The organism is Kineothrix alysoides (assembly GCF_000732725.1).
GTDB lineage: Bacteria > Bacillota > Clostridia > Lachnospirales > Lachnospiraceae > Kineothrix > Kineothrix alysoides.
In genome coordinates, this window is the sequence record NZ_JPNB01000001.1 from 1,937,816 (window position 1) to 1,949,952 (window position 12,137).

The 12,137-nt window shown below is 43.1% G+C and carries 12 protein-coding genes and 1 riboswitch; of the genes, 3 read left to right on the forward strand and 9 right to left on the reverse strand.

Annotated features, from left to right (window positions below):
- Window positions 1-8 precede the first annotated feature (8 nt).
- Together CC90_RS0109215 and CC90_RS0109220 are read right to left on the reverse strand one after the other, a co-directional pair.
- Window positions 9-791: a M23 family metallopeptidase gene (locus CC90_RS0109215; protein WP_031390488.1), complete on the reverse strand. Its 783-nt coding sequence runs from the start codon at window positions 789-791 to the stop codon at window positions 9-11.
- 102 nt (window positions 792-893) lie between these two features.
- On the reverse strand, window positions 894-1,418 hold the full coding sequence (locus CC90_RS0109220; RefSeq protein WP_242843263.1) for a transcription repressor NadR: 525 nt from the start codon (window positions 1,416-1,418) through the stop codon (window positions 894-896).
- A 329-nt stretch (window positions 1,419-1,747) separates the two neighbouring features.
- Between CC90_RS0109220 and CC90_RS0109225 the strand changes: the two genes are divergently transcribed.
- Window positions 1,748-1,948, forward strand: a complete 201-nt coding sequence (locus CC90_RS0109225; protein ID WP_031390490.1) for a cold-shock protein — start codon at window positions 1,748-1,750, stop codon at window positions 1,946-1,948.
- Between the two features lie 171 nt (window positions 1,949-2,119).
- On the opposite strand, the gene hisA is transcribed toward CC90_RS0109225, so the two are convergent.
- A complete protein-coding gene (hisA, locus tag CC90_RS0109230; protein WP_031390491.1) occupies window positions 2,120-2,911 on the reverse strand; it encodes a phosphoribosylformimino-5-aminoimidazole carboxamide ribotide isomerase in 792 nt (263 codons plus the stop codon).
- 166 nt (window positions 2,912-3,077) lie between these two features.
- Here hisA and CC90_RS0109235 point away from each other — a divergent pair, with 166 nt between their 5' ends.
- Window positions 3,078-3,635, forward strand: a complete 558-nt coding sequence (locus tag CC90_RS0109235; protein WP_132038514.1) for a hypothetical protein — start codon at window positions 3,078-3,080, stop codon at window positions 3,633-3,635.
- A 59-nt stretch (window positions 3,636-3,694) separates the two neighbouring features.
- Here CC90_RS0109235 and CC90_RS0109240 read toward each other — a convergent pair whose 3' ends face one another.
- The 5 genes from CC90_RS0109240 to CC90_RS0109260 form a co-directional block, all read right to left on the reverse strand.
- Window positions 3,695-5,653 (reverse strand): fructose-bisphosphatase class III, encoded by a 1,959-nt coding sequence (locus CC90_RS0109240; protein WP_031390493.1) that lies wholly within the window; start codon window positions 5,651-5,653, stop codon window positions 3,695-3,697.
- A 57-nt stretch (window positions 5,654-5,710) separates the two neighbouring features.
- Window positions 5,711-6,466: a 4-hydroxy-tetrahydrodipicolinate reductase gene (gene dapB / locus CC90_RS0109245; protein ID WP_031390494.1), complete on the reverse strand. Its 756-nt coding sequence runs from the start codon at window positions 6,464-6,466 to the stop codon at window positions 5,711-5,713.
- A gap of 17 nt (window positions 6,467-6,483) precedes the next feature.
- Window positions 6,484-7,368, reverse strand: a complete 885-nt coding sequence (gene dapA, locus CC90_RS0109250; RefSeq protein WP_031390495.1) for a 4-hydroxy-tetrahydrodipicolinate synthase — start codon at window positions 7,366-7,368, stop codon at window positions 6,484-6,486.
- 169 nt (window positions 7,369-7,537) lie between these two features.
- Window positions 7,538-7,711, reverse strand: a riboswitch (Lysine riboswitch).
- 140 nt (window positions 7,712-7,851) lie between these two features.
- Entirely contained in the window at window positions 7,852-8,352 is a 501-nt protein-coding gene (locus tag CC90_RS0109255) for a cob(I)yrinic acid a,c-diamide adenosyltransferase (RefSeq protein ID WP_031390496.1), read from the reverse strand.
- Window positions 8,353-8,452: 100 nt separating this feature from the next.
- Window positions 8,453-9,082, reverse strand: a complete 630-nt coding sequence (locus CC90_RS0109260) for a single-stranded DNA-binding protein (RefSeq protein ID WP_031390497.1) — start codon at window positions 9,080-9,082, stop codon at window positions 8,453-8,455.
- 280 nt (window positions 9,083-9,362) lie between these two features.
- Between CC90_RS0109260 and typA the strand changes: the two genes are divergently transcribed.
- Entirely contained in the window at window positions 9,363-11,192 is a 1,830-nt protein-coding gene (typA, locus tag CC90_RS0109270; RefSeq protein ID WP_031390498.1) for a translational GTPase TypA, read from the forward strand.
- A gap of 79 nt (window positions 11,193-11,271) precedes the next feature.
- Here typA and CC90_RS0109275 read toward each other — a convergent pair whose 3' ends face one another.
- A complete protein-coding gene (locus CC90_RS0109275; protein ID WP_031390499.1) occupies window positions 11,272-12,096 on the reverse strand; it encodes a YhfC family intramembrane metalloprotease in 825 nt (274 codons plus the stop codon).
- Between the last annotated feature and the right edge of the window lie 41 nt (window positions 12,097-12,137).

Consider the following 12,137-nt stretch of genomic DNA (forward strand, 5'->3'; position numbering starts at 1 on the left):
TGTTCCTCCTAACCGTTGATTTCAATCATTTCCATTGGATCGATGTATGTGTCTTCCTTCTTAATGCTGTATGCCATATCCGCATTTTCTTCCCCTATGACATATAGTATCGAGCCGCGCGTTACCTCGTCCCCAACCTTTACCATAGGATTACCCGCATTGCGGTAAATAGTGATATAGCCGTTTCCGTGGTCGATACTGATAGAATGATCATACTGCACATCCGTATCCACCGACGTTACTGTCCCTGCACCGGAGGCTATAACGTTAATACCTGCCGCCGCCGTAAATATTGCTTCCTTTGTATCTGCATTCACAATTGTATTTTCCTGCCCTGCATCCTGATTATCTTCCGCTGCCTCTTCACCTGCCGCCGTTTCCTCCACCGTCTTTATCTGCGCGGAACCGCTGAGAGGAAAACCTTTCGGAATGTGGCTTTCTTCTTGCTGCGCCGCCAAAGCCTGCTCTGCCTTTACCTTTTGGTTGACAGTTTCGCTTAAGATGGAAACCTTCTCCGTCAACACTTCTTTAGAAGCTTCCAGTTGCTCCTTTTCTTCCCTCAGCTGTGTAATCTGTTCCATCTGCTTCTTACTCCGCTCCAGAGAATCGGATAAAGTGATAGAACTGTATACCACATAGCAGACGAGAACCACGATCGCTATAAAAGCAATTCCCGTTACGGCGCCCACCGCGCCAGCTCTCAGGTGAAACTGTTTTATATGTTTCTTGGTAGAATCGGAGATAATCATGACCGTATAGCTTATCTTACTCTTTCTCCTTTTGAGATCCATAATTAAAGTCACCTCCAGTAAACTCTCCATATTTTACCATAAGTGACCCTATAAACACAACTTTATTTAATGTTTTTGTTACATTCTTGTAATATTTTCACGTTATTCCATCAAGTATCCTTTCCCTCGAAGCGCATCCTCTATCCTATCGAGTATCTCCTCCGAGTCCGCCTCCACTGTATGAAAATGGACCCCATAGGTTAAATTATTCAAGGGTTTCGTCTTATATTTCAAAGTCTGGTTTACGAAGGATTCCGCATCCGTTCTGCTATTAATAATCAAATCGGCTGCAATCTGCCCGTAAATTTCATGCTCGATCACGACATCCAGAATCTTTCCGCCAAAATCTACAATCGTATTCAGTTCGTCCAAGATGGCTTCGTCCGCATGCTTTACCTTATACGTTCTTCTTTTCCGATTGGATTTTTCCACGAACAGGATGTACCCCTTATTCGTAGACAATATATTCTTGTCGGTGGCGCGCAGAAGCGCAATATCCTGAACGATTACCTGTCTGCTCACGCCAAGCCTTCCCGCCAGTTCTGTTCCTGACACCGGCAGAGATTCTTTATGTAATATTTCTAATATTGTTTTCCTTCTCGCATCGCCTTCCATCATCATAACCATGCCTTTCTCATCTATTGCCCTTAAATAAGGAAAAATGCGCAATACAGACTCATCTGCTTTTAATCAAAAAAGACACTTACCGAGGCAAGTGTCTTTTCCATGTAAAAGGGGAATTTTACATTTGGATTACTGATTAATCCTTTATTAGATTATCATACGTACATCGAAATGTATTTGCATTTTTTGCATAAATATTTGATAAATTTTATTTTTCTTTTTCTCCCATTTTTCTTAACATTTATATTTACTTTTTCGTTTACTTATGCTATTCTATGGATGTCGTGTAATGGTATACGATATATTTATTTATTTTGTTGGAGGTATCTCAAATGAACAAAGGTACAGTAAAATGGTTTAACAACCAAAAAGGTTACGGCTTCATCTCTGATGAGCAGGGCAATGATGTATTCGTACATTACTCAGGACTTAACATGGACGGCTTCAAATCTCTTGAAGAAGGCGCTGCTGTTGAATTCGAAGTAATTAATGGCGAAAAAGGTCCTCAGGCCGTTAACGTATCCAAGTTATAATTAGCAATTCGCTATTATAACGAGCTTTAATCAGTATCAACATGTGCCTTTTCATATATAAATAATGTACTTTATTATAATAATATATTATTATTAATAATGATTCTTATTTAGAATTTGTAATATGGTAACAGATTTGGTAACGGATTAAGGAAAGAACCTATCTTTGCATCAGATAGGTTCTTTTTTGTTTATAATATATTCTATAACCTCATCCCACTTCAACTCTCCTCCGAACAAATCGAGGGCACTGCCTATCGTCACGTTTATTTTATCTTTCCCCAAAAGCTTTAGCTTTTCCAAATCTCCAAAACTGTGCACTCCTCCCGCATAAGTGATGGGAATCTTATTCCAGCCTCCAAGAAGCGCTACAAGCTCCTCTTCGATTCCGTCTGCTTTTCCCTCTACATCAACCGCATGAATTAAAAATTCATCACAGTATTCTGAAAATTGGTCGAGTGTCTTTTCCTCCAGCTTCACCTTTGTATAGTTCTGCCATCTATCGGTAACAATATAATAGCTTCCATCTTTTCTCCGGCAGCTTAGATCCAGAACTAATTTTTCTTTTCCGATTTTTTCGATTAATTTTTCCAGATTTTCATATTTTATACTGCCGTCGTTGAAAACATATGAAGTCACGATGACATGGGATGCACCTTCTTCTATATATTCTCCGGCATTATCTGCTGTAATGCCACCGCCTATTTGCAATCCTCCGGGATAGGCCCTGAGGGCTTCTATCGCCTGCCTTTTCGTTTCATCGAAAAATGTGCTGGACAGAGCGTTGAGCAGAATGATATGTCCGCCTTTTAAATGGTACTTTTTATAAAAATTTGCATAAAATGCCGCATCTTTTTCAGAAACAAAGTTTTCATTCGCTGCATTGCCTTCATCTCTTAAGGTTCCGCCTACAATCTGTTTCACTTTACCGTTATGAATATCGATACAAGGTCTTAATTCCATTTTGTTTTCCTGCTTCCGTATATTTTTTTCCCTTCATGAGAACAATACTTAAGGAACACCTATCCGTTCCGGGCATTAGTATGCTCGATATTCGCGGATTTTTATATATTCCTGGCATTTATGTGCTTCAGGCATTGATATATTCAGGGTGTGATATGTTATAAAAATGAAAAATGGAGGGAATGTTATGAAAAACGGTAAAAAACTAATATCGGTTTCTCTTATTGTCCTCATGCTTGGCTTCGTAGCCGCATGCGGTAATGTTAACACAACAGGCACTACTAACGATACCGCTACCGGTACCACTACAAAAGGTACTGATAACGGAACTGGCCTCGGTACGACCACAACTACCGGGGTCAACAACACAACAACTGATACCGCAGGTACCACAGGAACTACAACGGGTACCACAGGCACCACTGATACCGCGAGCAACGTAAACAATAATGGAGTAACGGATACAAACGGTGTGAAAGATAACAACGCCAACGTTACCGATACTGCCAAAAATACCGGTGTTACCGACACCACAAAAAACGTAGCTAACGGCACTGATACCAAAACAGGTACAAAGACTGATACCAATGTTGATAACAATAATAATACCGGTTCGGCACTCAATGATGCTGGCAATGCAGTCGGTGATGTAGTGGATGATGTCGCGAACGGTGTATCCAATATTACCAGCGATGTCGTAGGTAACAGCAAGAAAAATCCTTAACAACTCATTTATCGTCTGTTCAAAATAGGGGGACTTATAGTCTCCCTATAATTTTAAATTTATATTGCCTTTTCCACAATAGTTCCGTTCCGATATGCCTTTAGCAGTTCCTCCAGCTGATAAATACTTTCCCTAAGCTCCGCTCCCACATCCGTATCCGCCACGCTTATTCTCGTGTTGCTCGTCTCCAATATCATGGAATCCGAAAAGATATCCGACTCGTGTAATATAGCGGCCTCCATCGACTCGAAAGGCTCATGGGCTACCAAACGCATTCCGTGAGAATTAGCAACCAGTGTATAGCCTGCGATTCCGGTTTTTCCTTGATAAGCTTTGGAAAATCCCCCGTCTATGATGAGCAGCTTGCCTTTGCAGCGAATTGGCGACTCTCCTTTTTTCAGTTCCACGGGCACATGTCCGTTTACGATATGGGAATTTTCCGTATCCAGCCCAAATTCTGTTAAAATCTTATTGATTGCATTTTCATCATCCAAAAGGCGATAATAACTGTTCTTCATCTCCGTATGCGCTTTTTTATCCTTTACAAAGTATCTTTCAAAAGTCGCCATTTTATCCTTTCCGAATACGGGTGACGTAGGCCCGGCCCAAATATACCATATGATATCCTGCCCCTTTTGCATCTCTGCAGGATTGTTTCTGGAATAATATCCCTTTCTCGCATAATGATCGAAAATGTTGTACAACGCTTTTCCGCTATACTTCACACCGTCAAAAGTAAGCTCGCTGAAATTTCCGTTCTCGTCCATGGGCATACAGCCATGGTACAAAAGATTCGAATTATGCACCTTATATAATCCGCCTTGAGAATACAAGAATCTGACATGTGTCTGAAGCTTCTCACACTTCACAAACGCCTGTCTCAAGCGTTCCATAACCTGCTCCTCCTCCGGAGTCAGCTCATAAGGTTTCTCAGGATTCACCGTTGGAAATTCCACATCGCTCATCTCATAGGCCTGTCCGTCTATGATAACCGTCTTGTTCTCGTAGTTAATCTTATCCAAAAGCAGCCTATCCTGCATAAGGAATTCCGGACGCCTCATAATGAGGTTCCCTTCTAATTTGAACTGCATAATGGAAATTGCCTTGTGCATTTTCATATCCAGACTCAAATCCTTCGTATTGTAATCCGTATTATACTTAATGGAAAAAGTATCGCAGTTCACATCCTTATAGGTCTCCAGTGCGAAAGCGGCTAAGGGTATGAGGTTGATACCATATCCCTCCTCCAAGGTATCCAGATTGCCATAGCGTGCCGACATACGGATAACATTGGCAATACACGCCAGATGTCCGGCTGCCGCTCCCATCCATACGATATCGTGGTTTCCCCACTGTATATCCACGGAATGGTATCTGCTCAAAGTATCCAATATGACATGGGGACCCGGCCCTCTGTCGAAGATGTCACCCACAATATGAAGGTGGTCTACGACCATTCTCTGAATGAGGTTGCCCAGAGCAACGATGAACTCCTGTGCTCTGTCTATGCGGATAATGGCATTGATAATCTCGTTATAATAGGCTTCCTTATCTTGTATGTCCGACTTTTCAGTTATCAGCTCTTCGATGATATATGCGAAATCTTTCGGAAGCGCCTTTCTCACTTTGGAACGGGTATATTTAGAAGAGACCCGCTTTGTGATCTGGACAAGACGGTGCAGCGTTATCTTATACCAATCTTCGATATTTGTCTCTTCCTGTAATACGATGTCCAATTTCTCCTTAGGATAATAAATCAAAGTAGCAAGGCTCTTTTTGTCCTTGCTGCTAAGCGTATTTCCAAATTCCTCATCAATTTTTCTTTTTACAGAGCCGGAACCGTTTTTGAGCACATGATTGAACTGCTCATATTCTCCGTGAATATCCGTCAGGAAATGCTCCGTACCCTTAGGCAGGTTAAGAATTGCCTGCAAATTAATAATCTCTGTGGAGGCCGACGCAATGGTCGGATATTGATGCGCCAGACTCCGCAAATACTTTAATTCCAAATCGTCCATGTAAACCTCTATCCGGTCAGCTTCCTTTTCCCGGCCGCCGTACCTTTCTCACATTTTCTAGCCGATGACGTGGCTCATGTCGTATAGACCGGCTGGTTTCCCAGCCAGGAACTTAGCCGCCTGAACCGCCCCTTTTGCAAATATCGCCTTAGTATACGCGGAGTGGGAAAAGGTAATCACTTCGTCCGTTCCCGCAAAAATCACATCGTGGTCACCCACAATCGTTCCTCCCCGCACAGCCGAAATCCCTATTTCCTTCCGGGGACGCTTCTCCCTGCGGGCACTTCTATCATAAACATATTCATATTCGTTCCCCAACTCTTCGTTGATGGAATCAGCAAGCGCAAGCGCTGTACCGCTGGGCGCATCCACCTTTAAGTTGTGATGCCTCTCAACAATCTCGATATCGAAGCCCGCCGGAGCCAATATTCCCGCCGCTTCTTTCAGAAGCTTGAGCAGCATATTGACTCCAAGGGACATATTTGCAGATTTTAACATTGCGGCTTCCTTCGCTACTTCCTTTATCCTATCTAGCTGTGCTTCAGAAAGCCCGGTGGTGCAGAGCACACAAGGTACCTTCCTCTGTTCGCAGTAGTCAAGAAGTCCGTCTATCGCCTTCGCATTGCTGAAATCGATAATCACATCCGCCTCCACATCGCATAATTCGATATTGGAAAATACCGGATAGGAGTTAATCTCCTCGTCAAAAGAATCCACTCCTGCCACGATTTCTATTCCTTCATCCGCGGCAATTATTTCCGTAATGGTCCTTCCCATCTTGCCGTTACAGCCGTGCATAATTACTTTTGTCATACCGTATGCCTTTCTTCTTATAAGATGCCAAAGCCTTTCATCGCTTTTTCCAATTTAGGTAAATTCACTTCATCCATTTCCGATAAGGGCATTCGAAGCGGACCTGCTTCCATATTCATCAGATTCATAGCTTTCTTAACCGGAATCGGATTCACTTCACAGAACAAAGCGTCGCACAGCTCGATGGCCCTAAGCTGCAAATCCCTGCTCCCTTCCACGTCTCCCTGGAAGTATTTCTGGCAAATATCGTGCGTTTCCCTCGGTGCCACATTGGATAAAACGGAAATAACGCCTTTTCCGCCCAGCGCAAGAAGAGGAACTATCTGGTCGTCATTGCCGGAATACAAATCTACCCTGCCCTCCGCAAGAGACATCAGCTTCGTCACCTGGGAAATGTTTCCGCTTGCTTCCTTTACTCCTACGATATTCTCAACCTCCGTGCAAAGCTTAACCACGGTCTCCGGCAAGATATTGCATCCCGTCCGGCTAGGTACGTTATAGAGAATCACCGGAACCTTTACGGAATCTGCAATCGCTTTGAAGTGATGAAAGAGCCCCTTCTGGGTTGCCTTGTTGTAATAAGGCGTAACAATAAGAAGGGCATCCACTCCATATTCCTCTGCCTCTGTGGAAAGAAAAATTGCCGTCTGCGTACAATTGGAACCAGTTCCGGCTATGACCGGAATTCTTCCGTTCACCTTTTCCACACAGTATTTTATGACGTCTAAATGCTCCTCATGCGTGAGAGTCGATGCCTCTCCGGTAGTTCCGCATACGATAATCGCATCCGTTCCTCCCTTTATCTGGAACTCTAAAAGCTCCGCAAATTTTTCGTAGTTTACCTCTCCGTTTTCTTTAAATGGTGTGACAATCGCAACACCTGCTCCCGTAAAAACAGCCATTTCTTTTCCTCCTTAAATGAAAAATATAACGGTAGGTCTGGCTTCCCTGCGCGTTCATCCTTAGAAATTAAAATTTCTAAAAACATAAAAGCCGACACAAAATGCGCCGGCTTATGATTACTAAAATATCCGGAAAAGTACCTATTATCTTACTCTCCCTATTTCCATAACCTCGGATAGCGCCCCATCTCATCGATGACAGTCATACAGTTATTCACTGCATGCCCAAGCACAAGACTACATGGCATCCTGCTCTTTCGGCGTCTTTTCCTTTCATTTTTCTTCTCCTGTGCCTGCCACATCCAAAAAATTACTAATAAAATACGCAACCTCTACCTCTTAATTTTATAAAATTATCATATCACTGTATAGTTTAACTGTCAACGCCCGTTTTACGTTACTGCTCACTCCGTTCTCAGTAACGCATGATTTCTGCATGCAAATTCGCTGCGCGAAGCAGAAATCATCTCTTGAATCACGTTCTTACCATACTTTAAATTTAACGGTATCCATTCTGGTAACCTCATCCGCCAGAACACACACATCGTCATTCAGAGTGATTCCGGTTATAATGATGTCGGTCTCTTCGTTAGTTCTTGCTTCTAACAGATTTTTCAGTTCTTCCACCGTTATAATATTGTTATCGATAAGTCCAAGCACTTCGTCCAGAATGAGTAAGTCGCACTCTCCCGTAGACAGTACCTTCTTCGCGAAATTATATCCATTCATAATATTGCCGATTTCTTCCGCTTTTTGTTCTTCGGTCAGCTCTGCAAAATTTTCATCTGACTTTTCAAAGCGGAATAATTTGATTTCGGGTTCCAGCCTCCTCAAAAAGTCGGAGTCCTCCAGCCCTTTACCTTTTAAAAACTGGATAATTACCACACTTTTTCCGTGACACGCCACCTGTACAGCCCTGCCTAGTGCGGCAGGCGATTTACCATGGCCGTCGCCGCTGTAAATATGTATTGTTCCCTTTTTCATATCCGGCTCCTATCTCCAAATCTGGATATACAACCTTTTCTTATGCAATAATTAACAATGTATGGCCTATAATATCACACAAACTTGTGAAAATCAACTATTAATCTTCTATCAGCTCCAATTTACTTACCGATACCTCGTAAGCAACCCTTCTTTCCAATTGCTCCTCCGTAAGCTTCTTCATATATTCCCTGCTCTGTATCCGTCCCCATACAGCGCATCTTGATCCTACCTCGAAACCGTTGGCAAATCTGGCATTCCTTCCCCAGCATATACAGGGAATGTAATCCGATTTCCCATAAGGTCTGTTTACTGCAAGCAATAAATCTGCGATTTCCCGACCGAGAGGAGTCTTTCTATAGATAGGCTCTTTGCAAATATAGCCATCCAGATAAATTTGATTAGACTTCGTATTCTCACATATTTCATCTACGAATTCAATTTCTCTTGCGAACACGGAAAGCACCAGCTTATTCTTCCTCTCTTCGTGCCTGTTGTAGGAGCGGAACTGTCCGTTCACCACTATGTACATCCCCTTGTAGTCTCCATTCACATCGATTAACCTTTCCGATACCATTAATGGAATGTTATCCATAGAATCGCTCAGTCTTTCTACCCGGACATCTACCATATAAAAGCCTTCTCCGAATATTTCGTGGCTAAAGGTAAAATCGCTCACAATTTCACCCATAATTACCACCTGGTTGTTCTCAATTACTTTATCTGTCATTTTTTGTTCTCCCTTCTTACATCTTTAAGAATTTTTTCCCATAATGTAATACTAATATATCGCATTTTGGGCAAAAAAGAACTGTAAGGCACCGCGCAACCATCCTGCTTCATCCTAAATTACCCTCCTCTTTCGCGCATTTATACGGCCTTTTGTTAAATTTTTCCCCGATTTTGCGCGATTATTTCTTGCAACTTATAAAAGACAATGCTATACTTAACAAGTTTATTAAACAAAAGTAGATAAACCGTATGAAAACGGTTAGATTGAGGAGTAACTTATGAAACAGAACAGAGACGATGTAAGAAATGTTGCTATTATCGCTCACGTTGACCATGGTAAAACCACCTTGGTGGACGAGCTTTTAAAACAAAGCGGCGTCTTCCGCGAGAATCAGGCGGTAGCCGAACGCGTGATGGATTCTAACGATATCGAACGCGAGCGTGGCATTACTATTCTTTCCAAAAACACAGCTGTCACGTATAGGGATACAAAGATTAATATCATCGACACCCCCGGACACGCCGATTTCGGCGGCGAAGTGGAACGCGTTCTTAAAATGGTGAACGGCGTCATCCTCGTCGTAGACGCCTTTGAAGGCGCTATGCCCCAGACGAAATTCGTTTTAAAAAAGGCGCTGGAACTTCAACTTCCCGTCATTGTCTGCATCAATAAAATCGACAGGCCCGAGGCAAGGCCCCGTGAAGTCATCGACGAAGTCTTGGAGCTTTTTATCGACTTAGACGCTAATGAAGATCAATTAGATTGTCCTTTCGTCTTCGCTTCCGCTAAAACAGGAATCGCCTCCATGGACATCGACCAAAAAGGTACCGACATGATTCCCCTTTTCGAGACGATCCTGAACTATATTCCGGCCCCCATAGGCGATCCTGATGCCGGCACACAGGTGCTTATCAGCACCATCGATTACAATGAATACGTTGGCAGAATCGGCGTAGGCAAGGTGGATAATGGAACTGTAAAAGTAAATCAGGAGGTCGTAATCGTAAACCATCACGATCCCGACAAGCTGAAAAAAGTAAAAATCAGCAAGCTGTACGAATTCGATGGCCTGAGCAAGATAGAGATAAAAGAAGCCGGCATAGGTTCTATCGTTGCCATTTCCGGCATTGCTGATATTCATATCGGCGATACCCTCTGCTCCCTCGAGGCCCCTGTCCCGATTGCCTTCCAGAAAATATCGGAACCTACCATCGCTATGCACTTTATCGTCAACGACTCCCCGCTTGCCGGAAAAGAGGGGAAATACATTACCAGCCGCCATCTGCGCGACCGCTTGTTCCGCGAGTTGAACACCGACGTTTCCCTTCGCGTAGAAGAAACTTCTACTACAGAGGCTTTTAAAGTATCCGGCCGCGGCGAGCTCCATTTATCCGTACTGATAGAGAATATGCGGCGTGAGGGCTTTGAATTCGCAGTGAGCAAGGCGGAAGTTTTATACAAGACTGATGAAGCCGGCAAAAAGATGGAGCCCATGGAGTTAGCCTATATTGATGTTCCCGAAGAATTTTCAGGCACGGTCATCGAAAAACTGAGCCAGAGAAAAGGCGAACTAATTACTATGGGCGTTGCTTCCGGCGGCTATACCCGTCTGGAATTCTCCATCCCCGCAAGAGGATTGATCGGTTACCGTGGCGAATTCATGACCGATACCAAAGGAAACGGCATTATGAACAGCGTATTTAACGGCTACGGTCCCTTTAAGGGCGATATCCAATATAGAAAGCAAGGCTCTCTCATCGCTTTCGAAACCGGAGAAGCGATTACCTATGGTCTTTTCAACGCGCAGGAACGCGGGCTTCTGTTCATCGGTCCCGGCGAGAAGGTTTACGCGGGCATGGTCATCGGCCAAAACGGCCGTGGAGAGGACATAGAGCTTAACGTGTGTAAGAAAAAGCAACTTACCAATACCCGTTCTTCCAGCGCCGACGAGGCATTAAGGCTTACGCCTCCCAAAATCCTCAGCTTGGAGCAGGCTCTGGAATTCATCGATACAGACGAGCTGTTGGAGGTCACTCCTTCTTCCTTGAGAATCCGAAAGAAAATATTGGATCCTACTATGAGAAAACGCGCTTCCATGAAGCAATAACAATAGTGTTACTGTATATAGAAACATTTTCCTATTACAGAAGAAAAGGTGAGCTATGACCGCTCACCTTTTTTTGTGCTTATACAGTCTGTGTCGTTCCTACTCTCGCGTCGCTTTGATAAATGCGATATGCGAAATATGATGTTATGAGGGTTATAGCTATGATAATCACTTCCATAATTACTATATTTGTTATCACTCCCCTCTGATATAAAACAGCAAATACGTCAAGAAAAACATGCAGCAGGATTGCCACCGGATAAAAATACCACTTTCCCGGACGCTTTGCCGCCATAAATACAAAAACGGATAAAGCGATATGGAAAGCAATCGTAGCTACCCTTTCTACCGCTCCCATCAAATACACATAGGGTGCCGTAGTGTATAGGCTCATCAAACTGCTTCTCACCATATCCTGTGATTCTTCCGGAACAAGTGCCACATAATTGTCAATTCCGCCCATAGAATTCAACGTGGAAATCAGGAAAATAGAGCTTAGCATAGAAAAACCTACCACGAGAATGGACTCAATGCCTCCATGACCGATTCCATAAGTAACTGCTGATTCTTTGTCATCATTATTTTTCATGAAAAACTTAAAAGCGACAAAACGTCCCGTTTCTTCAAATAATCCTGCCGCCAGCGCTCCGTAAAGAACATATACCCATGTGTTTCCATTCACAAAGCGAGAAAGAGCCGAATCCCTGATAATAAAAAAGCTATGGCTGATATTCTCCAAAATAAGTGCAAAGATAATAAAGATAAGCGCGCCTACAAAAAATGGTGATATCTTCACCTTCTTCTTCTTTTTCCACATAATGAGAAGTACGATCGGCAAAAAGATAGAGACCAGCGCTGTAATCCACATATTCATCGTCGTAACCTGAGATACATTATATACCATTTGATTTCCCCCTATTTTCACATATCTTAATAAAATAATGA

Coding starts and splice junctions, on each gene's coding strand:
- CC90_RS0109275 (WP_031390499.1), bottom strand. CDS start 12,096: ATGGTATATAATGTATCTCAGGTTACGACGATGAATATGTGGATTACA.
- dapA (WP_031390495.1), bottom strand. CDS start 7,368: ATGGCTGTTTTTACGGGAGCAGGTGTTGCGATTGTCACACCATTTAAA.
- hisA (WP_031390491.1), bottom strand. CDS start 2,911: ATGGAATTAAGACCTTGTATCGATATTCATAACGGTAAAGTGAAACAG.
- CC90_RS0109225 (WP_031390490.1), top strand. CDS start 1,748: ATGAACAAAGGTACAGTAAAATGGTTTAACAACCAAAAAGGTTACGGC.
- CC90_RS0109220 (WP_242843263.1), bottom strand. CDS start 1,418: ATGGTTATGATGATGGAAGGCGATGCGAGAAGGAAAACAATATTAGAA.
- dapB (WP_031390494.1), bottom strand. CDS start 6,466: ATGACAAAAGTAATTATGCACGGCTGTAACGGCAAGATGGGAAGGACC.
- CC90_RS0109215 (WP_031390488.1), bottom strand. CDS start 791: ATGGATCTCAAAAGGAGAAAGAGTAAGATAAGCTATACGGTCATGATT.
- CC90_RS0109235 (WP_132038514.1), top strand. CDS start 3,078: ATGAAAAATGGAGGGAATGTTATGAAAAACGGTAAAAAACTAATATCG.
- typA (WP_031390498.1), top strand. CDS start 9,363: ATGAAACAGAACAGAGACGATGTAAGAAATGTTGCTATTATCGCTCAC.
- CC90_RS0109255 (WP_031390496.1), bottom strand. CDS start 8,352: ATGAAAAAGGGAACAATACATATTTACAGCGGCGACGGCCATGGTAAA.
- CC90_RS0109260 (WP_031390497.1), bottom strand. CDS start 9,082: ATGACAGATAAAGTAATTGAGAACAACCAGGTGGTAATTATGGGTGAA.
- CC90_RS0109240 (WP_031390493.1), bottom strand. CDS start 5,653: ATGGACGATTTGGAATTAAAGTATTTGCGGAGTCTGGCGCATCAATAT.